Origin of the sequence: Pseudomonas sp. COR18 (genome assembly GCF_048568395.1) — a bacterium.
Lineage (GTDB): Bacteria > Pseudomonadota > Gammaproteobacteria > Pseudomonadales > Pseudomonadaceae > Aquipseudomonas > Aquipseudomonas fuscovaginae_B.
On record NZ_CP183808.1, the window covers coordinates 3063046 to 3082775 of the forward strand.

At 63.7% G+C, this 19730-nt stretch carries 18 protein-coding genes and 1 riboswitch; of the genes, 8 read left to right on the top strand and 10 right to left on the bottom strand.

What is annotated here, in order from left to right; all coding sequences use genetic code 11:
• Positions 1–88: 88 nt before the first annotated feature.
• The 4 genes from ACM62G_RS14100 to ahcY form a co-directional block, all read right to left on the bottom strand.
• Entirely contained in the window at positions 89–1942 is a 1854-nt protein-coding gene (locus ACM62G_RS14100) for a DEAD/DEAH box helicase (RefSeq protein WP_419737349.1), read from the bottom strand.
• A 306-nt stretch (positions 1943–2248) separates the two neighbouring features.
• Positions 2249–3007 (bottom strand): substrate-binding periplasmic protein, encoded by a 759-nt coding sequence (locus tag ACM62G_RS14105; protein ID WP_419737350.1) that lies wholly within the window; start codon positions 3005–3007, stop codon positions 2249–2251.
• Between the two features lie 132 nt (positions 3008–3139).
• Entirely contained in the window at positions 3140–3985 is an 846-nt protein-coding gene (gene metF / locus ACM62G_RS14110) for a methylenetetrahydrofolate reductase [NAD(P)H] (protein WP_054059719.1), read from the bottom strand.
• 155 nt (positions 3986–4140) lie between these two features.
• Positions 4141–5550, bottom strand: coding sequence for an adenosylhomocysteinase (gene ahcY / locus ACM62G_RS14115; protein ID WP_054063520.1), 1410 nt, complete (start codon positions 5548–5550; stop codon positions 4141–4143).
• Positions 5551–5571: 21 nt separating this feature from the next.
• A riboswitch (S-adenosyl-L-homocysteine riboswitch) is annotated at positions 5572–5678 on the bottom strand.
• Between the two features lie 196 nt (positions 5679–5874).
• Between ahcY and ACM62G_RS14120 the strand changes: the two genes are divergently transcribed.
• From ACM62G_RS14120 to ACM62G_RS14130, 3 genes are all read left to right on the top strand, one after another.
• The gene (locus ACM62G_RS14120; protein WP_054059721.1) at positions 5875–6282 is read left to right on the top strand and encodes an acyl-CoA thioesterase; all 408 of its coding nucleotides are present in this window, start codon (positions 5875–5877) and stop codon (positions 6280–6282) included.
• A 73-nt stretch (positions 6283–6355) separates the two neighbouring features.
• A complete protein-coding gene (locus ACM62G_RS14125) occupies positions 6356–7210 on the top strand; it encodes a formate/nitrite transporter family protein (protein WP_054059722.1) in 855 nt (284 codons plus the stop codon).
• A gap of 201 nt (positions 7211–7411) precedes the next feature.
• Positions 7412–7798, top strand: a complete 387-nt coding sequence (locus ACM62G_RS14130; protein WP_054059723.1) for an MAPEG family protein — start codon at positions 7412–7414, stop codon at positions 7796–7798.
• A gap of 133 nt (positions 7799–7931) precedes the next feature.
• On the opposite strand, the gene ACM62G_RS14135 is transcribed toward ACM62G_RS14130, so the two are convergent.
• Positions 7932–9080, bottom strand: a complete 1149-nt coding sequence (locus ACM62G_RS14135; RefSeq protein WP_419737351.1) for a murein transglycosylase A — start codon at positions 9078–9080, stop codon at positions 7932–7934.
• A gap of 146 nt (positions 9081–9226) precedes the next feature.
• Between ACM62G_RS14135 and ACM62G_RS14140 the strand changes: the two genes are divergently transcribed.
• Positions 9227–9676: a c-type cytochrome gene (locus ACM62G_RS14140; RefSeq protein WP_054059919.1), complete on the top strand. Its 450-nt coding sequence runs from the start codon at positions 9227–9229 to the stop codon at positions 9674–9676.
• A 20-nt stretch (positions 9677–9696) separates the two neighbouring features.
• Here ACM62G_RS14140 and ACM62G_RS14145 read toward each other — a convergent pair whose 3' ends face one another.
• The 5 genes from ACM62G_RS14145 to ACM62G_RS14165 form a co-directional block, all read right to left on the bottom strand.
• Positions 9697–10092 (bottom strand): DUF1090 domain-containing protein, encoded by a 396-nt coding sequence (locus ACM62G_RS14145; RefSeq protein WP_054059920.1) that lies wholly within the window; start codon positions 10090–10092, stop codon positions 9697–9699.
• A 97-nt stretch (positions 10093–10189) separates the two neighbouring features.
• Positions 10190–11863 (bottom strand): NAD-dependent DNA ligase LigB, encoded by a 1674-nt coding sequence (gene ligB, locus ACM62G_RS14150; RefSeq protein ID WP_419737352.1) that lies wholly within the window; start codon positions 11861–11863, stop codon positions 10190–10192.
• Between the two features lie 88 nt (positions 11864–11951).
• Positions 11952–12335 (bottom strand): DUF1090 family protein, encoded by a 384-nt coding sequence (locus tag ACM62G_RS14155; RefSeq protein WP_273825256.1) that lies wholly within the window; start codon positions 12333–12335, stop codon positions 11952–11954.
• Positions 12336–12525: 190 nt separating this feature from the next.
• Entirely contained in the window at positions 12526–13716 is a 1191-nt protein-coding gene (gene metK / locus ACM62G_RS14160) for a methionine adenosyltransferase (protein ID WP_273825258.1), read from the bottom strand.
• A 19-nt stretch (positions 13717–13735) separates the two neighbouring features.
• A complete protein-coding gene (locus ACM62G_RS14165) occupies positions 13736–14731 on the bottom strand; it encodes an ArsR/SmtB family transcription factor (RefSeq protein WP_054063516.1) in 996 nt (331 codons plus the stop codon).
• Positions 14732–14992: 261 nt separating this feature from the next.
• On the opposite strand from ACM62G_RS14165, the gene tkt reads away from it, so the two are divergent.
• The 4 genes from tkt (at position 14993) to ACM62G_RS14185 (ending at position 19710) form a co-directional block, all read left to right on the top strand.
• On the top strand, positions 14993–16990 hold the full coding sequence (gene tkt / locus ACM62G_RS14170) for a transketolase (RefSeq protein ID WP_054059925.1): 1998 nt from the start codon (positions 14993–14995) through the stop codon (positions 16988–16990).
• 232 nt (positions 16991–17222) lie between these two features.
• Positions 17223–18272: an erythrose-4-phosphate dehydrogenase gene (gene epd, locus ACM62G_RS14175; protein WP_054059926.1), complete on the top strand. Its 1050-nt coding sequence runs from the start codon at positions 17223–17225 to the stop codon at positions 18270–18272.
• A gap of 17 nt (positions 18273–18289) precedes the next feature.
• Positions 18290–19453: a phosphoglycerate kinase gene (locus ACM62G_RS14180; protein WP_054059927.1), complete on the top strand. Its 1164-nt coding sequence runs from the start codon at positions 18290–18292 to the stop codon at positions 19451–19453.
• A gap of 14 nt (positions 19454–19467) precedes the next feature.
• Complete coding sequence (locus ACM62G_RS14185) at positions 19468–19710, top strand: hypothetical protein (RefSeq protein ID WP_301601771.1); 243 nt, start codon at positions 19468–19470, stop codon at positions 19708–19710.
• Positions 19711–19730 lie beyond the last annotated feature (20 nt).

Genomic DNA, 19730 nt, shown 5'->3' on the forward strand with positions numbered 1-19730 from the left:
ACCCTACTCCTGCAGGGGAAGCTGGCCACAATGAAAAACGCCCCCGGTTCTCACGAACCGGGGGCGTTTTTCATTGCCGAGGGAATACTCAGCGATTGCGGGTCAGCAACGCCGGTTTCTCACCGCGTGGGCGGTTCGGCAACTGGTCCAGTTGCTCAGGCGTCAGGGAGCGATCGATCTTCGACTCCTTGTGCATGATCTTCGGCTGGTTCTCACGAGGGCTTTTCACCGCCGGCTCCTGGCGGAACGACTGGTCGTCCCGGGCCGGACGACGGTTGCGCGAGTCGTCGCGACGTGGCTGGCCATCCCGCGCTGCGCCATTACGGCCAGTACGCTTCTGGGCGCCCGCGCCCGCGCCTGCACCGGTGCCGTTGCTGCCGCGCTGGCCATTCTGCCGACCCTGGCCCTGGGCTGCACCGCCACGGGCTGCGCCTTGTCCGGCACCGCCGGGACGGCGACCACGACCCTGGGGCTTGGCGGCCTGTGGCACGTAGTCGACACGGTTGCCGAAGTTGTCCACGTCGTCATCGAGAAACTCTTCCGGGTCGCGGTCCGGTGCCGGACGCGGGATCTGGCGCTGTTGCTGCTGCTCGCGAGGCTTCTGCTCACGGGCCGGACGCTCGCCGCGACCGCTGTTCGCCGGCTTCTCCTTGCCGCCCTTGTCCTTGCCCTTGTCCTTGCGACCGCTACCGCTGCCACCGCCGTTGGCGCCGTCGCCACGGGGAGCACGCGCGTTGCGCGGGTTGCGGCCTTCCGGACGCTCGCGTACTTCCGGTTTTTCCGCTTCCACGGCGCTGGCGTCGAAGCCCATCAGGTCGCCGTCGGCGATTTTCTGCCGAGTCATGCGCTCGATGCTTTTCAGCAGTTTCTCTTCGTCCGGGGCGACCAGGGAAATCGCCTCGCCCGAGCGACCGGCACGGCCGGTACGACCGATGCGGTGGACGTAGTCTTCATCGACGTTCGGCAGCTCGAAGTTGACCACGTGCGGCAACTGGTCGATATCCAGGCCGCGGGCGGCGATATCGGTGGCGACCAGGATGCGGATCTCGCCCGCCTTGAAGTCGGCCAGGGCCTTGGTGCGGGCGTTCTGGCTCTTGTTGCCGTGGATCGCCGCGGCGGTCAGGCCGTGCTTGTCCAGGTACTCGGCCAGGCGGTTGGCACCGTGCTTGGTACGGGTGAACACCAGCACCTGTTCCCAGGCGCCGGTGGTGATCAGGTGGGCCAGCAGGGCGCGCTTGTGGCTGGCGGCCAGGCGGAACACACGCTGCTCGATACGCTCGACCGTGGTGTTCGGTGGCGTCACCTCGATGCGCTCCGGGTTGTGCAGCAGCTTGCTCGCCAGGTCGGTGATGTCCTTGGAGAAGGTCGCCGAGAACAGCAGGTTCTGCCGCTTGGCCGGCAGCCGTGCGAGAACCTTCTTCACGTCATGGACGAAGCCCATGTCGAGCATGCGGTCGGCTTCGTCCAGCACGAGGATTTCCACGTGGGACAGGTCGACGCTGCCTTGCCCGGCCAGGTCCAGCAGGCGCCCCGGGCAAGCGACGAGCACGTCGACGCCACGGGCCATGGCCTGGATCTGCGGGTTCATGCCGACACCGCCGAAAATGCAGGCGCTGACGAATTTCAGGTCGCGGGCATAGAGCTTGAAGCTGTCGTGCACCTGGGCGGCCAGTTCGCGGGTCGGGGTCAGGACCAGTACGCGCGGTTGGCGCGGGCCGTGACGCTGGGATTTGTCCGGGTGACCGTTGGGGAACAACCGCTCCAGAATCGGGAGGGCGAAACCGCCGGTTTTACCAGTACCTGTCTGTGCCGCGACCATCAGGTCGCGACCTTGCAACACGGCGGGAATGGCCCGCTGTTGCACCGGAGTAGGCTCGGTATAGCCGGCGGCCTCGATGGCGCCGACCAAAGCCTCGGAGAGACCGAGGGAAGCAAAGGACATGAGTAATCCTGTTCAGTTAGGGCAAAGCCCGATGGGAATCTTGCCTGGCGCGAATGGCATCTGGGAGCTGAACAAAAGCGGCCGGCAGCGTGTGCGGCGTTTTCCTGTCCGGTCCTGGAGGACGCAATCCCGTCCGGTAATGCTGGATCTTGAGGCTCTACGCACGGCGCGCGCTGGCTCTTTGGCGGCGCAGGTCACTGTGTCTGAATACCTGATGCAAGGTCGAGCGTCCGGGCGTAAGCCTGGCGGGAACGCCGGAGTATAACAGAGCAATCGGCCTGTGCCGCGTTCCTGCTGCTCAACGGTTCACTGCTTTTTCCCGGCGCCGGGCGCGCCGGCATAGCGGGCGTTGAGTTCGGCATAGGCCGGTTCGCGCTTGAACCGCTTGAGTTCGGCGTTGAAGCGCTGCATCAGCAGGTCCATGCCGGCGTTGCGACGCAGGGCCAGGTATTGCCGATTGCGGCTGATCACGCTCGGGTACTGGGCGATCTGCTCCTGCAGGTTCAATTCGTCGAGCACATGCTGACCGACGCGGCGGTCGGTGATCACCAGGTCGATGCGCCCCAGGGCCAGCTTGCCGAAGTTGGACTCATGGCTGGGGGCCGGTTCGTGTCGGAACAGGCGCGATTCGTTGAATTGCGGACTGTACTGATAGCCCGGCGAGACGCCTACGGTCAGCCCGCGCAGATCATCCAGGCTGCTGAACGGATGGGGATGGGCCTTGGCGTAGAAGAGCACGAACTCCACTTCGGAAAGTGCCTCGTCGGGATACAGCAGTTTGTCGTCGCGCTGGCTGCTGTGAAAGATATCCAGGGCGCCGTCGGCCTGGCCCTGTTCGAGCATCGCCAGGCAGCGTTTCCAGGGCAGGAACTGCCACTCCACCTCGATCCCCAGGCGCTGGAAGACAATCGCCGTGGTCTCGTAGTCCAGGCCCTTGGCCTGGCCATTCTCCTCGTAGACATAGGGGGCCCAGGGTTCGGTGACAATGCGCAGTCGCTCGCCCCGGGCCGTCAGGCTCAGGCAAGTCAGGACAATGGCTGTCAGCAGTTGGGCAATGACGGGCATTGCCAGAGAGTACGATGGGCGCGCAGTAAATAGCCAGAGCCGCGTGAGGGCTCTGTCCCGGGCTATTCCCGTTGCAATAAAAAAGGCCCTGGCTTGCGCGAGGACCTTTTGTTCACGGCCTTTGCTGTCGGATCAGCGCGGCAGCTTGAGATTGTTCCATACCGCCAGGCTCGGTTCGGCCAGGTTCAGGGTATAGAAATGCAGACCCGGCGCGCCGCCTTGCAGCAGGCGTTCGCACATCTGGGTGACCACCTGCTCGCCGAAGGCCTGGATGCTCTGGCTGTCATCGCCGTAGGCTTCCAGCTGCTTGCGGACCCAGCGTGGGATTTCCGCACCGCAGGCGTCGGAGAAGCGTGCCAGCTTGCTGTAGTTGGTGATCGGCATGATGCCCGGCACGATCGGGATGTTCACCCCCAGTGCCCGTACGCGGTCGACGAAGTAGAAGTAGCTGTCGGCGTTGAAGAAGTACTGGGTGATCGCACTGTCGGCACCGGCGTTGGCCTTGCGCACGAAATGCTGGATGTCGTCTTCGAAATTGCGCGCCTGCGGGTGCATTTCCGGGTAGGCGGCGACTTCGATGTGGAAATGGCTGCCGGTCTCTTCACGGATGAAGCTGACCAGGTCGTTGGCGTGGCGCAGTTCGCCGCTGGCCATGCCCATGCCGGAGGGCAGGTCGCCGCGCAGGGCGACGATGCGCTTGATGCCGGCGTCCTTGTACTGGGTCAGCAGGCCGCGCAGGTCGTTCTTGCTGTCGCCCACGCAGGACAGGTGCGGAGCGGAAGGAATCTTTACTTCGCTCTCGAGCTGCAGCACGGTGTTGAGTGTGCGGTCGCGGGTCGAGCCGCCGGCACCGTAGGTGCAGGAGAAGAAGTCGGGATTGTGGCTGGCCAGCTGGCGGGCAGTGGCGAGCAGCTTTTCATGCCCAGCATCGGTCTTGGTCGGGAAGAACTCGAAGCTGTAGCGACGATCTTGGGACATGGTAATACCTGTGGAAGCTCAGAATACCAGTGTGGGAGCTGCCTGCCCGCAATGCAGTGGCCTCGATTCTGCAACAGTACCGAGGCGCTGCCATCGCCGGCAAGCCAGCTCCCACAACAGCCTGCTCTCGCCGGGAGAGCAGGCAACCAGGCCGATCAGTAGCGGTAGGCGTGCGGCTTGAACGGACCTTCGACGCTCACGCCGATGTAGTCGGCCTGGGTCTTGGTCAGTTGGGTGACCACGCCGCCGAAGCCGCGGACCATTTCCAGGGCCACTTCCTCGTCGAGTTTCTTCGGCAGTACTTCAACGGTCAGGCGCTCGGCTTTCTGGGCAGGCGACAGGTCGGCGTACTTCTGGCCGAACAGGAAGATCTGCGCCAGTACCTGGTTGGCGAACGAACCGTCCATGATGCGGCTTGGGTGACCGGTGGCATTGCCCAGGTTCACCAGGCGGCCTTCGGCCAGCAGGATCAGGTAGTCGTCGTTCTGCGGGTCGAAATCGCCGTGGCCGGTGCGGTGGATCTTGTGCACCTGCGGCTTCACCTCTTCCCATGCCCAGTTCTTGCGCATGAAGGCGGTGTCGATTTCGTTGTCGAAGTGACCGATGTTGCAGACCACGGCGCGCTTCTTCAGGGCCTTGAGCATGTTCGCATCGCAGACGTTGACGTTACCGGTGGTGGTGACGATCAGGTCGATCTTGCCCAGCAGGGCCTTGTCGATGCTGGCTTCGGTGCCATTGTTGATCCCGTCGATGAACGGCGAAACCACTTCGAAACCGTCCATGCAGGCCTGCATGGCGCAGATCGGGTCGACTTCGGTGACCTTGACGATCATGCCTTCCTGACGCAGGGATTGGGCCGAGCCCTTGCCCACGTCGCCGTAGCCGATCACCAGGGCCTGCTTGCCGGACAGCAGGTGGTCGGTACCGCGCTTGATGGCATCGTTCAGGCTGTGACGGCAGCCGTACTTGTTGTCGTTCTTGCTCTTGGTGACCGAGTCGTTGACGTTGATCGCCGGGATCTTCAGCTCGCCCTTGGCCAGCATGTCCAGCAGGCGGTGGACGCCGGTGGTGGTTTCCTCGGTGACGCCGTGGACCTTGTCCAGGACCTGCGGGTACTTCTTGTGCAGCAGTTCGGTCAGGTCGCCGCCGTCGTCGAGGACCATGTTGGTGTCCCAAGGCGCGCCATCCTTGAGAATGGTCTGCTCCAGGCACCACTCGTATTCCTGCTCGGTTTCACCTTTCCAGGCGAAGACCGGGATGCCGGCAGCGGCGATGGCGGCAGCGGCCTGGTCCTGGGTCGAGAAGATGTTGCAGGACGACCAGCGAACCTCGGCACCCAGGGCAACCAGGGTTTCGATCAGCACGGCGGTCTGGATGGTCATGTGGATGCAGCCCAGGATCTTGGCACCCTTGAGCGGTTGCTCGGCCAGATACTTGCGGCGCAGACCCATCAGGGCAGGCATTTCCGATTCGGCGATGATGATTTCGCGACGGCCCCAGGCAGCCAGGGACAGGTCGGCGACTTTGTAATCGGTAAAATCTGCAGGCGTGTTGACAGCGCTCATAGAGAGCCTCCATTCGTAGTGTGCGAATGGGCGCCGTTGTGCGTTTAGTATCCGGGCGCATCATCACGACCGGAGAACGCCCCATCCGAGCCTGACAGGTCGAGCCTGCTGCAGCGCCCCTCGGACAGGTGGCGGGTAAACGGTATCAGGGGAAGATGACCGTTTTGATCGGCGCTGAGTATAGCGGCCTGTCGAGGACTTCCCAAGGGTTTCTGTCGGTTCGATGAAGAATGCTCATGGCGACCATAGTCGAGTGTTCATAGAGCTTGACCGTACGGTCTGCCATGATAGCTGGCATCAATGGCAAGACGGTCAGGTACGCGCATGAATTTCCACACCCGCAAATGGGTCAAACCCGAAGACCTCAACCCCAACGGCACCCTGTTCGGCGGTAGCCTGTTGCGCTGGATCGACGAAGAGGCGGCGATCTATGCCATCGTCCAGCTGGGCAACCAGCGGGTGGTGACCAAGTACATCTCCGAGATCAACTTCGTCAGTGCCTCGCGCCAGGGGGACATCATCGAACTGGGTATCACGGCCACCGAGTTCGGGCGTACTTCGATCACCCTGACCTGTGAAGTGCGCAACAAGATCACCCGCAAGAGCATCCTGACCGTAGAGAAGATGGTCTTCGTCAACCTGGGCGAAGACGGCCTGCCGGCGCCTCATGGTCGGACCGAGATCAAGTACGTGAAGGACCAGTTCAAGGAGGACGGGATCAGTCCGATCTGATCGCGCCAGTCACTGAACAGCCGCGAACCTGTGGTGTCCCACTTTTCAGGCACACCTTGGGTTCAGGCACTCGATGGATACGCAAAAAGACGGCAAGACCCCGGACCTGTCGCCCGAAGAGCGGCAGGACGTCACACGCAACCAGCCGCCAAGGGCGGCGGTGCTGCATGAAATCATCCGCCTGCAGGGCGACCAGGAACTGGAGCGCAGTGTTGCCGCGCTCGGCTGGTCGGCGCTGGCGGCCGGCCTGACCATGGGCCTGTCGCTGATGGCGATGGGACTGCTCAACTCCCGGTTGCCGGAGGGCGAGGCGTTCAAGGTGATCGCCAGCTTCGGCTACTGCGCGGGCTTTCTCGCGGTGATCCTCGCGCGCCAGCAACTGTTCACCGAAAACACCCTGACGGCGGTGCTGCCGCTGATGAGCCAGCCGACCCTGGGCAACCTCGGTCGCCTGCTGCGCTTATGGGGCGTGGTGCTGGTGGGCAATCTTTGCGGCACGCTGCTGGTGGCCTACGTGATGCTGCATCTGCCGATCTTCGACAACAAGACCGACCTGGCCTTTCTCGAAATCGGTCGCAAGGTCATGGAGCACGAGCCACAACAGATGTTTGCCAAGGGCATCGTGTCCGGCTGGATGATCGCCACCATGGTCTGGATGATCCCGTCCATGGAGAGCGCGAAGATGTGGATCATCATCCTGATCACCTACCTCATGGCGCTGGGCGATTTCACGCATATTGTGGCCGGTTCGGCCGAGGTCTCTTACCTGGTATTCGCCGGGGAACTGTCATGGCGTGAGTTCTGGCTGCACTTCGCCGGCCCTACGCTGGCCGGCAACATCATTGGCGGCAGTTGCATCTTCGCCCTGATCAGTCATGCGCAGATCCGCAGTGAAAGCGGGGCGCCGAGGGATTCGCATGATGCTTGAAAGGTGACCGAGCGGTTCTGGTGAGTACCCAACGCATTCGTATGGCGGCAGGCTTGTCAAAGTGTGAACGTATTTGCCCCGCGGGCCATCAGATGCGCTAGTGTTGTGTGCGCCTTTGCCGACTAGACCGGCTTGCGCGAAACCGGCGTGCCTGCATGCTGGTCGACATGTTCATCCAACTCCAAGAACAAGGACTTTGTCATGACTCCAGCACTCTGGTGTGTATTGATCGCGATCTTCCTGCCCTACTTGTGCACCGGTATCGCCAAGTTCAGTGGTGGCCAGTTCGGGCCGCGGCAGAACCATGACCCGCGGGCGTTCCTGGAAACCCTCGAAGGTTTCGCCAGGCGCGCGCATGCGGCGCAGTTGAACAGTTTCGAGGTGACCCCGGCCTTTGCCGCGGCAGTGATCATCGCGCATCTGGTCGGTCATGCCTCGCTGGTGACGATCAACGTGCTGGCGGTGCTGTTCATCACTAGCCGTCTGCTGTACATCATCTGCTACCTGGCTGACTGGGCAGTACTGCGCTCGGTGGTATGGGCAGTGGGGATGGCCTTGATCGCGAGTTTCTTCTTCGTGTCCATCTGAGGCCTGGCGAAGGCTTCTTCGCGGGCAAGCCCGGCTCCTGCAGTGCGGTGTCGGAAACAGGTTTTCCGACTACGACACCAGCCTGTAGGAGCCGGGCTTGCCCGCGAATAGGCCCCTACGGCCTGCACCGCAATCAGCTACCGATATCCGGCACCTGGGGCAACGCCATGCCCTTGGGCCACAGCATCCAGATATTGCCCTTCTGCTTCATGTCTCCCGCCAGTTGCCCGGCGGCGTCGCCGGTGCCCCAGAACAGGTCGGCGCGGACCTCGCCGGCGATCGCTCCACCGGTGTCCTGCGCAGCCACCGGCCGTACCAGCGGCGTGCCGTCCGGGCGGGTGGTCGACAGCCACAGCAGGCTGCCCAGCGGAATGACCTTGCGATCCACTGCGACGCTGTAGCCGGCGGTCAGCGGTACGTTCAGCGAGCCACGCGGGCCTTCGTTGCTGTCCGGGTTGCGGGCAAAGAACACATAGCTCGGGTTGCTGGCCAGCAGCTCCGGGATGCGCGTCGGATGGGCCTTGGCCCAGGCGCTGATGGTGCCCATGGTCACGTCTTCCTTTTTCAGCTCGCCCTGTTCCACCAGCCAGCGGCCGATGGCCCGGTACGGATGGCCGTTCTGGTCGGCGTAGCCGATCCGCAGTTGCCGGCCGTCATCCAGGCGAATTCGGCCCGAGCCCTGGATCTGCAGAAACTGCAGGTCCATCGGGTCGGTCAGCCAGGCCAGCACCGGAGCCTTGACGCCCTGGGTGGCGATCAGTGCGGCGTCGTCATAGGGTTTGACCACCCGGCCTTCCAGTCGTCCACGCAGGCGCTTGCCCTTGAGTTCCGGATAGAGGCTGTCCAACTGGACGATGATCAGGTCGTCCGGTACTCCATAGACCGGCACCGTGGCCTTGTCCGTGCGGGTCAGGCTGCCGGGGTAGACGGGTTCGTAGTAACCGGTGATCAGCCCGTCGGCACTGTTTTGCGCCGAGCGCAGTCCGTAGACCTCGAGGTTCTGCTGAAGAAAGCTGCGAATGGCCACGGGGTTGGCGGGCACATCGCTCGCGGCGGCACAGGTGGCCGCCCAGGTGGCGTCGTTCTTCAGCCGGGTGCAGGCGCTGCGCCACGAGGCGAAGCCGGCCTGCAGGTCGGCGTCGGAAACGTTCGGCAGGGCTTTCCAGTCGGCCTTGACGTAAGTGGTGACCGGCACGGGTGGCTGGTTGTCCTTGCCATTGCAGCCGGCGAGCAGGGCCAGGGCGAACAGGCTCCAGCCCAGGCGTTTGTAAGTGGTGTTCATGAAGCGGTGTATTCCTTGAGTGATCACCTGTTCAGTCGTTGTTCAGGTAATCCATTCATTGAGTGAGGGTATTGGCGGCCTGGCCTATTGGTGTTTGATCTTCAGGCGAGGATACTGGCCGCCGTCTCCCGTGACCTGATGCCATCATGACTATCAAGAAATTTTTCGTTGTATTGCTGGCCGGCCTGAGCCTCGCCGCCTGTGGCGGTATCGACCCGAACTCGCCGCTGGGCCAGCGCAAGGCCATTTTCAAGCAGATGCTCAAGACCAGCGAAGACCTGGGCGGCATGCTCCGAGGTCGGATCCCTTTCGACGGCCCGGCGTTTGCCGAGGGAGCGATCAAGCTGGATAGCCTGTCCCATGAGCCGTGGAAACATTTCCCGCAGGTCAAGGAAACGGAGCATACCAGCGCCAAGGCCGATGTCTGGCAAAAGCAGGCGCGTTTTCAGGAACTGGCCCGCTCGCTGGAGAGCGCCACCGGCGAGCTGGTGGTGGCGAGCAAGGTCCAGCCCTACCAGGCCAGCCTGCTCAGGCCGGCGGTGGAAAGGGTCGAGGATGCCTGCGATGCCTGCCACAAGGAGTTTCGCGATCACTGAGTGAACGGGGGCGTGCCGGGCTACTTGTCCAGCTCGTCCAGGGCGTCCTGCAGCTCCTTGCGGGACTCGGCGAGTTTGTCCTTGCGCTTGTTGATCTTCTCCGGGTCACCCTTTTTCATCGCCTTGTCGAGGTCGGCCTGACGGCGGCTGACCTCGTGCCGGGCATCGAGCACCTTGTTCTCCCGCTCCTTTTTCAGCGAGGTGTCGGTGCAGTGGGTGGTGACTTCGTCCAGGGCCTTCTCCAGGCCGGCCTGTTGTTCGCTGTTGCCCTGGGCCCTGGCGGCCTCGAGCTGGTTGCTGATGGCCTGGCGCTTGGCCGCGCAACCGGTCAGTTCGGGTTGTTCCTCGGCGGCCAGGAGCGGGGCGGCCATGACCGTGCACAGGGTGAAAAGCACCAGTGAAGAGGGAAGTTTCATGAAAGGCTCCGTGCTGAAAAATACTGAAAAGTGACAATGAACAAATAAAAGCCGACTCGGTTGTATGAGTGTTCCGATTCGGTTTGCAGCTTTTTCCTCAGAACCCATCGACCCCGGCGACACGTAATGATTCAGCCAGGGCCATTACCTGTGGGTCCCGAAAGAAGGCACCCAGGCGCGCGGCCCGTTCGGGGCCGATCCCGGGTTCGGCCTGCCAGGCCCCGACGGTTCGGCTGGCCAGTGCCTGCCAGTTGCCGTCCAGCCTGATACCGGCACCGGCGGGTACGCCCAGGGCCCTCAGCCAGCGCTCGAACGGCCGTTGTCGGGCCAACCGGGCGTTATCGAGCAACTGCCGGCTGCCGACCGGGCCCAGGCCGGCAATGTTAGCAAGCTCGTGGGCATCGAGTGTCAGCCAATCGAGCAGTTGTGCAAGGCGGCCCGCGCGAACCAGCTTTTCCCAGGTTCCGGGGCCCAGTCCTGGCAGCTCCAGCCCCTGCTTGCCGCTCAGCCAGGCCAGTCGGGCGAGAAACTGGCTTTCGCAACCCGGGCCGTAGCGCCAGCAACTCGACTCATGGAAATCGTCCGGGTTGGGGACGTCGAGCGGTTCGCGTTCGACACTGCGCCAGACCACCGCGTCCAGGCGCGGAATGGTCAGGCCGGCGAGGCTGATGGCCACCTGATCGCCGGGACGAATGTCCAGCTCCCGCCAGCGTTGCAGCGAGCCGGTACTGACCCGCCTGATCTGACGGTCATCCAGGCGTACCGGGATCAGCTCGAGCATCGGCGTGATCCGGCCGGTGCGACCGATCTTGAAGCTGACCTGGCGTACATGGGCCAGGGCTTGGCTGTAGGGGTATTTCCAGGCGACGCTCCAGTAGGGTGCCCGGGCCTGCCAGAGGTGCGCGGCGGGCCGCTGACCCTGACGCAGAACCACGCCATCGCTGACGAAGGGCAACGGCTCTCGGAACCAGCGCTCGCGCCAGTGCCGGGCTTCGGCAAATCCCCTGATCGGCCGGCTGTAGGTCGCGCTGTCGGGGAAGCCCTGGGCGCTCAGGCCTTGCAGGCGCTCAGGCTGGGTCGCCGGGCCATCGGGCCAGTCCCAGACGAACAGGCCAATGCCTTCGCCCTCGTCGGGTTGCAAGCGGTGCCGGGCCATCAGGCCGGCGACCTTGCTGCGGGCGTTCAGCCCGCCGTGTTCGGCCTGCACATGGCCGCTCTGGCGCCAGTACAGCTCGCCTTGCAGCACCAGGTCGAGGGGTTGCGGCAATTGGCCAGGAATGGCCGCGATCCGGCGGGCCTGGTCGGTCCAGTTCTGGCCCTTGAGGCCGTCGCCACGGCTGATCACCTGCTGCAAGCGACCTTGCCGGTAGCTGAGGGTCACGGCCACGCCATCGACCTTGGGCTGGATCCACAGGTCCTGGCGGGTGCTGATCCAGTCCCGGGCCGCCTGTTCGTCCGGCAGCTTGTCCAGCCCGGTATGGGCAATCGGATGGGGAGTCGGCCCGCGCGCCTTGAGCAGCGGGTTGTCCGGCGGGTTCCCGCCGGCTGCAAAGCAGTCGCGCCAGCCCTGCAGGGTCTGGCGGGACTGGTCGTAGAGCTCGTCGGCGACCGGCGAAATGCCCTGGCGGTGGTAACGCTCGTCCCACTGGGCGATTTGTTGCTCCAGGGCCTCGATTTCGCGCAGGGCGCGCTCCTGCGGCCACTGCGGGCACGGCGCGGCCTGGGCTGCGAAACAGCAGATGAAAAAGGCGATACCCAGGACGAAGCCCATGCCGCAGCCTCCTTGCTCGACCGAAAGGCAAAGCCTAGGGCATTAAAAAGCCCCGCGGGGGCGGGGCTTTCTTACCGCATATGTCGGCTTACTTGAACAGGCCGCCCAGTGCCTTGATGCCGGCATCGATCGCCTGCGCCTTGGGATCCTGGGGCGCCGCGGTGTTGTTGATGGGCTGCTGGGAGCTGGCCACGCCGCTGCAACTGGCGGTGATATGGTCCACGGCCATTTGCAGGCCGTTGGCCTTGACGGTGTCACCCTTGACCTTGGCGGCATAGATCTGTTTCTGCAGATCCTGCACCTGTTTGGGGTTGCAGCTGCCGGCGTCGGCGGTACTGCCGGTCGTCTGTGTCGTCGAGCCACCGCCCAGCTGTGTCGCCAGGTTGGTGAGTGCGCTCAGGTCGGCGGCCTGGGCTGGAAGGGTGAACAGGCCGAGCAGGATCGCGGCGGGGGCGAAAGCGGAAGTACGCATGGCAAACCTCAATGTTCGATTGCCGACGCATCAGGAAGGTTCTCGAACAGGCGCCGTGCAATATCCAGGGGAGAAACAGGGTCCGAGATGGCGAAATATAGGGAAACAGGTTTGTACAGGGAATGACCGGCTGTCATGAAAAAGCCCTTCATGGCGAACCATGAAGGGCTTTTGTGACGCAACCGACAAATTACAGGCCGGCAGCGGCTCGCAGGGCGTCGATGCGGTCGGTCTTTTCCCAGGTGAAGGTGGTGAAGGTGTCGTCGCCGACGGTCTTCAGCTCCGGGGTACGACCGAAATGGCCATAGGCCGCGGTGTCCTGGTACATCGGGTGCAGCAGGTCGAGCATGGTGGTGATGGCGTACGGGCGCAGGTCGAAGATCTCGCGAACCAGCTTGATGATCTTGTCGTCGCTGATCTTGCCGGTGCCGAAGGTGTTCAGCGAGATCGAGGTCGGCTGGGCTACGCCGATGGCGTAGGAAACCTGGATTTCGCAGCGGTCGGCCAGGCCGGCGGCGACGATGTTCTTGGCCACGTAGCGACCGGCGTAGGCGGCGGAACGGTCAACCTTGGACGGGTCCTTGCCGGAGAAGGCGCCGCCGCCGTGACGGGCCATGCCGCCGTAGCTGTCGACGATGATCTTGCGGCCGGTCAGGCCGCAGTCGCCCACCGGGCCGCCGATAATGAAGTTGCCGGTCGGGTTGATGTGGAACTGGGTGTCCTTGGTCAGCAGGTTAGCCGGGATGACGTGCTTGACGATCAGTTCCATCACGCCTTCGCGCAGGTCGCTGTAGGACACGTCAGGGTTGTGCTGGGTCGACAGGACGATGGCGTCGATACCGACCACCTTGCCGCCTTCGTAGCGGCAGGTCACCTGCGATTTGGCGTCCGGGCGCAGCCATGGCAGCAGGCCGGACTTGCGGGCTTCGGCCTGGCGCTGGACCAGTTGGTGCGAGTAGGCGATCGGGGCGGGCATCAGCTCCGGGGTTTCGTTGCTGGCGTAGCCGAACATCAGGCCCTGGTCGCCGGCGCCCTGGTCTTCCGGCTTGCTGCGGTCAACGCCCTGGGCGATGTCCACCGACTGCTTGCCGATGATGTTCATCACACCGCAGGTGGCGCCATCGAAACCGACGTCGGAACTGTTGTAGCCGATGTCGAGGATCACGTTGCGGACGATGTCTTCCAGATCGACCCAGGCCGAAGTGGTGACTTCGCCAGCGATGATCGCCACGCCGGTTTTCACCAGGGTTTCGCACGCGACGCGGGCAAATTTGTCCTGGGCAATGATGGCGTCCAGCACCGCATCGGAAATCTGGTCGGCAATTTTGTCCGGATGCCCTTCAGACACGGACTCGGAGGTGAAAACGGAATATTCGCTCATATCGATGGTTTTCCTGAGTTTACCGATGTTGAGTGGCGCCAGTCGGTCCCTGAAAGTGGCGAACCTGAATCTGGAAACCATTACGTAAGCCTACATAGAGGCTGTCCCCGGGGACGAGCCCCGCAGCGATGGCCCAACGGGCCAGGTCTTCCTGTTCGAACCCCAGCCAGAGATCACCGCAGGCCTCCCTGGCCCAGCTCTGGTTGTGGCTGCATAACTCGGTTATCAGCAGACTGCCGCCGGGTCGCAGTAACCCGGTCATCTGCTTCAAGGCTTCGGCCGGCGCGGCGAAATGGTGCAGGACCATGTTCAGGACCACACAGTCGGCCTGGATGCTGTTGTTCTGCAATGCATCGGCCAGTTGCAGGCTGACATTAGTCAACGCCTCGCGGTCGCACAGTTGGCGGGCCAATTCGAGCATGGCCGGGCTGTTGTCCAGCGCCGTGACCTGCTGGAAACGCCGCGCCAGCTCGGGCAGGAAGCCACCGTCGCCGGGGCCGATTTCCAGGGCCGTGGCGGTCGGCGCGAAGTTGAGCTTGTCGAGCAGCGCCAGGACGCTTTCGCGGTATTGCGCCAGGCCGGCGATCAGGTCCTGCTGGGCGCGGAACTTTTCCGCGACCTTGGCGAAGAAATCCTGGCTGGCGGCGGCCCGTTGCCTGTGTACCTGGGTAATACGGGCCTGCACCTCGACCGGCAGTTGCAGGGCGTCGACCTCGTCGAGCAGGGCGGCGTGCAGCCGGCCGCCCGGCAATTCGGTGTGGGGCAGGGCGCGACGATAGAAGATCGCGTTGCCTTCCCGGCGGGTCGCTACCAGGTTGGCCTGGGCCAGTACCTTGAGGTGGTGGCTCATGCCCGACTGACCGATGGCGAAGATCTGCGCCAGCTCCAGCACGCCGAACGAGTCGTTGGCCAGCGCCCGCAATACGTTCAGCCGCAACGGATCGCCGCCGGCCTTGCACAGGGCGGACAGCTCGTCGCAGCGATCGTGAAGCAGGGCGGGCGCAGGTAGATTCATAAGGCCAGCAGTCTAGTCAGCGTCGCGATGCCCTGCAAGGGCAATATCAAAAACTTTTGATATTGCAGGATAAATGGCACTTTCCCCTTTTCCCGTGGCTCTACAGACCAAGAGCGGAAAGGATTCATCAGCACGATGCGCAACTATCGGCGGGAAAAACGCGGTGGAACGACTATCTGTCATTGCCCCGAGGGCTCTCCCTGAGGGAAAATGCACCCCTTTTTTCCGTTTCGTTTCAACTCAAAACCCAGGAGATCAGCGATGCCCAGCCGTCGTGAGCGTGCCAACGCCATTCGTGCCCTCAGCATGGATGCCGTGCAAAAAGCCAACAGCGGCCATCCCGGTGCCCCCATGGGTATGGCGGATATTGCCGAAGTACTGTGGCGTGACTACCTGAAACACAACCCGAGCAACCCGTCCTTCGCCGACCGCGACCGTTTCGTCCTGTCCAACGGCCATGGCTCGATGCTGATCTACTCGTTGCTGCACCTGACCGGCTACGACCTGTCGATCGACGACCTGAAGAATTTCCGTCAACTGCACAGCCGTACCCCGGGTCACCCCGAATTCGGTTACACCCCGGGCGTGGAAACCACCACCGGTCCACTCGGCCAGGGCCTGGCGAACGCCGTCGGTTTCGCCCTGGCGGAAAAGGTCCTGGGGGCGCAGTTCAACCGTCCCGGCCACAACATCGTCGACCACCACACCTATGTGTTCCTGGGTGACGGCTGCATGATGGAAGGCATTTCCCATGAAGTCGCGTCCCTGGCCGGCACCCTGGGCCTGGGCAAGCTGATTGCCTTCTACGACGACAACGGCATCTCCATCGATGGCGAAGTCGAAGGCTGGTTCACCGACGACACGCCGAAGCGTTTCGAATCCTACAACTGGCAGGTGATCCGCAATGTCGACGGTCACGATCCGGAAGAGATCAAGACCGCCATCGAGACCGCCCGCAAGAGCGAGCAGCCGACCCTGATCTGCTGCAAGACCACCATCGGTTTCGGTTCGCCGAACAAGCAGGGCAAGGAAGATTGCCACGGTGCCCCGCTGGGTGACGCGGAAATCGCCCTGACCCGCGCCGCGCTGAAGTGGAACCACGGTCCGTTCGAAATCCCGGCCGACATCTACGCCGAATGGGACGCCAAGGAAGCCGGCCGTGCCGTCGAGGCCGAGTGGGACCAGCGTTTCGCCGCCTACTCCGCGGCCTTCCCGACCGAAGCCAACGAGCTGGTGCGTCGCCTGAGCGGCGAACTGCCGGCCGACTTCTCGGAAAAGGCCTCGGCCTACATCGCCGAAGTCGCGGCCAAGGGTGAAACCATCGCCAGCCGCAAGGCCAGCCAGAACGCCCTGAACGCCTTCGGTCCGCTGCTGCCCGAGTTCCTCGGCGGCTCGGCTGACCTGGCCGGCTCCAACCTGACCCTGTGGAAAGGTTGCAAGGGCGTCAGCGCCGAGGATGCCAGCGGCAACTACATGTACTACGGCGTGCGCGAGTTCGGCATGACCGCGATCATGAACGGCGTGGCACTGCACGGCGGCCTGGTGCCTTACGGCGCGACCTTCCTGATGTTCATGGAATACGCCCGCAACGCGGTGCGCATGTCGGCCCTGATGAAGCAGCGCGTGATCCATGTCTACACCCACGACTCCATCGGTCTGGGCGAAGACGGCCCGACCCACCAGCCGATCGAGCAACTGGCGAGCCTGCGCACCACGCCGAACCTCGATACCTGGCGTCCAGCCGACGCGGTGGAATCCGCCGTGGCCTGGAAGCATGCGATCGAGCGCAAGGCCGGTCCTTCGGCGCTGATCTTCTCCCGGCAGAACCTGCAGCACCAGGTGCGTGATGCCGCGCAGATCGACAACATCAGCCGCGGTGGCTACGTGCTCAAGGATTGCGCGGGCGAGCCCGAGCTGATCCTGATCGCCACCGGTTCCGAAGTCGGCCTGGCGGTACAGGCCTTCGACAAGCTGACCGAGCAGGGCCGCAAGGTCCGCGTGGTGTCCATGCCTTGCACCAGCCTGTTCGATGCCCAGGATGCCAGCTACAAGCAGGCGGTCCTGCCGCTGGAAGTCGGTGCACGGATCGCCATCGAGGCGGCGCACGCCGACTACTGGTACAAGTACGTGGGCCTGGAAGGCCGCGTCATCGGCATGACCACCTACGGTGAGTCGGCGCCGGCGGCAGCCCTGTTCGAAGAGTTCGGCTTCACCCTGGAGAATATCCTGGGTCAGGCCGAGGAACTGCTGGAAGACTGAGTCCGGTGACAGGCCGGTTGTCCGGGCCGGCCTCTTCGCGGGCAAGCCCTGCTCCTACAAGGTGTGTGTCGTACGCAACATTTGTGCACGGCACCCTCCTGTAGGAGCAGGGCTTGCCCGCGAAGACGGTAGCCCGTACACCGCCTGCTTCCCTGGCTCACAGACAGTCCCGTTTTCACAGAACCCATGCCCCGGCATGGGTTCTTGATGTTCAAGCTCCGGCGAGATCCCCATGCCTCAACCGCGTCCCTACAGAGTTGCCCTCAACGGCTACGGCCGTATCGGTCGTTGTGTCCTGCGTGCGCTGTTCGAGCGGGGAGACCGGGCCGGGCTGGAAATCGTTGCCCTCAACGATCTGGCCGACATGGCCAGCCTTGAATACCTGACTCGCTTCGACTCCACCCACGGCCGCTTTCCTGGCGAAGTACGGGTCGAGGACGATTGCCTGCACATCAATGGCCGCTGCGTGAAGGTCCTGCGCAGCGCCAACCCCGAAGACATCGACTGGGCCGGCCTGGGCGTCGACCTGGTGCTCGAATGCTCCGGCGCCTACCACACCCGCGAAGACGGCCAGCGCTTCCTGGCGGCCGGTGCGCCACGGGTGCTGTTCTCCCAGCCGATGGCCAGCGAGGCGGCGGTCGACGCAACCATCGTTTATGGGGTCAACCAGGATTGCCTGACCGGCGACGAACTGCTGGTGTCCAACGCTTCCTGCACCACCAACTGCAGCGTGCCGCTGTTGCGCCTGCTGGATCAGGCGATCGGTCTGGAGCATGTGTCGATCACCACCATTCACTCGGCGATGAACGACCAGCCGGTGATCGACGCCTACCACGCCGAGGACCTGCGCCGCACGCGCTCGGCCTTCCAGTCGATCATCCCGGTGTCCACCGGCCTGGCCCGCGGTATCGAACGGCTGCTGCCGGAACTTGCCGGCCGAATCCAGGCCAAAGCGGTACGGGTGCCGACGGTGAACGTGTCCTGCCTCGACATCACGATGCAGACCGTCAGCGACACCGATGCCGTGGAGGTCAACCGGATCCTGCGCGAAGCCGCTACCAGCGGCCCGCTCAAGGGTTTGCTGGCGTATACCGAGTTGCCCCACGCCAGCTGTGATTTCAACCATGACCCCCATTCGGCGATTGTCGATGCGAGTCAGACCCGCGTTTCCGGCCCGAGGCTGGTCAACGTGCTGGCCTGGTTCGACAACGAATGGGGTTTTGCCAACCGAATGATCGACGTTGCAGGGCACTACCTGAACGTTGTCCACCCAAAACCGTAAACCAGAGATTGCGACCCATGACCGTGTTGAAGATGACCGACCTCGATCTGCAAGGTAAGCGCGTACTGATCCGCGAAGACCTCAACGTCCCCGTCAAGGACGGTGTTGTCACCAGCGATGCGCGTATCCTGGCTTCGCTGCCGACCATCAAGCTGGCCCTGGAAAAAGGCGCGGCAGTCATGATCTGCTCGCACCTGGGCCGTCCGACCGAGGGCGAGTTCTCGGCCGAGAACAGCCTCGCGCCCGTGGCCGACTACCTGAGCCGCGCCCTGGGTCGCGAAGTGCCGCTGGTGGCCGACTACCTGGATGGCGTCGAGGTCAAGGCCGGCGACATCGTGCTGTTCGAGAACGTGCGTTTCAACAAGGGTGAGAAGAAAAACGCCGACGAGCTGGCCCGCAAATACGCCGCCCTGTGCGACGTGTTCGTGATGGACGCCTTCGGTACCGCCCACCGCGCCGAGGGTTCGACCCATGGCGTGGCCAAGTTCGCCAAGGTCGCTGCCGCCGGTCCTCTGCTGGCCGCCGAACTGGAAGCGCTGGGCAAGGCCCTGGGCGCTCCGGCCAAGCCGATGGCGGCGATCGTCGCCGGCTCCAAGGTGTCGACCAAGCTCGACGTGCTCAACAGCCTGAGCCAGATCTGCGACCAGCTGATCGTCGGCGGCGGCATCGCCAACACCTTCCTGGCCGCTGCTGGCCACCCGGTGGGCAAGTCGTTGTACGAGCCTGACCTGCTGGACACCGCCCGTGCCATCGCCGCCAAGGTCAGCGTACCGCTGCCCGTGGACGTGGTGGTGGCCAAGGAGTTCGCCGAAAGTGCTGCCGCCACCGTCAAGCTGATCGCCGACGTGGCCGCCGACGACATGATCCTCGACATCGGCCCGCAGACCGCCGCCCGGTTCGCCGAGCTGCTGAAGTCGTCGCAGACCATCCTCTGGAACGGCCCGGTCGGCGTGTTCGAGTTCGATCAGTTCGGCAATGGCACCAAGGTGCTGGCCCAGGCTATCGCCGAAAGCGCCGCATTCTCCATCGCCGGTGGTGGTGACACCCTGGCCGCCATCGACAAGTACGGCGTGGCTGCGGATATCTCCTACATTTCTACCGGTGGTGGTGCTTTCCTCGAGTTCGTCGAAGGCAAGGTACTGCCAGCCGTGGAAGTGCTGGAAAGCCGCGCCAAGGCCTGAGCCGGCACCGACCGTTGAAAGAGCGTGTTCATAGGGCCAAGCCGCTTGCGCTGTGGCTCGCCGTCGCCACGCTGGCCGGATGTGCCGGCCAGGCCGCCGTCGATCCGTCGCGGCCAGCGCCCGATCCGGCCGGCAAGGGCTGCTACCAGGCCGACTGGCAGGCGGAAACCGCGCCGTTGTTGAACAAGCGCCTGGGCCCGGATGGCCTGGAGAAATACGACACCCCGTCGCCGGCTCGGGAACAGGGTTGCCCCTGACGGGTCTGATTTATCACATG

Excerpts from the sequence above, each read along its gene's own strand:
- ahcY (WP_054063520.1), bottom strand. The coding sequence starts at position 5,550 with ATGAGCGCTGTCAACACGCCTGCAGATTTTACCGATTACAAAGTCGCC.
- ACM62G_RS14145 (WP_054059920.1), bottom strand. The coding sequence starts at position 10,092 with ATGAAACTTCCCTCTTCACTGGTGCTTTTCACCCTGTGCACGGTCATG.
- ACM62G_RS14140 (WP_054059919.1), top strand. The coding sequence starts at position 9,227 with ATGACTATCAAGAAATTTTTCGTTGTATTGCTGGCCGGCCTGAGCCTC.
- ligB (WP_419737352.1), bottom strand. The coding sequence starts at position 11,863 with ATGGGCTTCGTCCTGGGTATCGCCTTTTTCATCTGCTGTTTCGCAGCC.
- ACM62G_RS14120 (WP_054059721.1), top strand. The coding sequence starts at position 5,875 with ATGAATTTCCACACCCGCAAATGGGTCAAACCCGAAGACCTCAACCCC.
- epd (WP_054059926.1), top strand. The coding sequence starts at position 17,223 with ATGCCTCAACCGCGTCCCTACAGAGTTGCCCTCAACGGCTACGGCCGT.
- metK (WP_273825258.1), bottom strand. The coding sequence starts at position 13,716 with ATGAGCGAATATTCCGTTTTCACCTCCGAGTCCGTGTCTGAAGGGCAT.
- ACM62G_RS14100 (WP_419737349.1), bottom strand. The coding sequence starts at position 1,942 with ATGTCCTTTGCTTCCCTCGGTCTCTCCGAGGCTTTGGTCGGCGCCATC.
- tkt (WP_054059925.1), top strand. The coding sequence starts at position 14,993 with ATGCCCAGCCGTCGTGAGCGTGCCAACGCCATTCGTGCCCTCAGCATG.
- ACM62G_RS14135 (WP_419737351.1), bottom strand. The coding sequence starts at position 9,080 with ATGAACACCACTTACAAACGCCTGGGCTGGAGCCTGTTCGCCCTGGCC.
- metF (WP_054059719.1), bottom strand. The coding sequence starts at position 3,985 with ATGTCCCAAGATCGTCGCTACAGCTTCGAGTTCTTCCCGACCAAGACC.
- ACM62G_RS14165 (WP_054063516.1), bottom strand. The coding sequence starts at position 14,731 with ATGAATCTACCTGCGCCCGCCCTGCTTCACGATCGCTGCGACGAGCTG.
- ACM62G_RS14155 (WP_273825256.1), bottom strand. The coding sequence starts at position 12,335 with ATGCGTACTTCCGCTTTCGCCCCCGCCGCGATCCTGCTCGGCCTGTTC.
- ACM62G_RS14130 (WP_054059723.1), top strand. The coding sequence starts at position 7,412 with ATGACTCCAGCACTCTGGTGTGTATTGATCGCGATCTTCCTGCCCTAC.
- ACM62G_RS14105 (WP_419737350.1), bottom strand. The coding sequence starts at position 3,007 with ATGCCCGTCATTGCCCAACTGCTGACAGCCATTGTCCTGACTTGCCTG.
- ACM62G_RS14180 (WP_054059927.1), top strand. The coding sequence starts at position 18,290 with ATGACCGTGTTGAAGATGACCGACCTCGATCTGCAAGGTAAGCGCGTA.
- ACM62G_RS14125 (WP_054059722.1), top strand. The coding sequence starts at position 6,356 with ATGGATACGCAAAAAGACGGCAAGACCCCGGACCTGTCGCCCGAAGAG.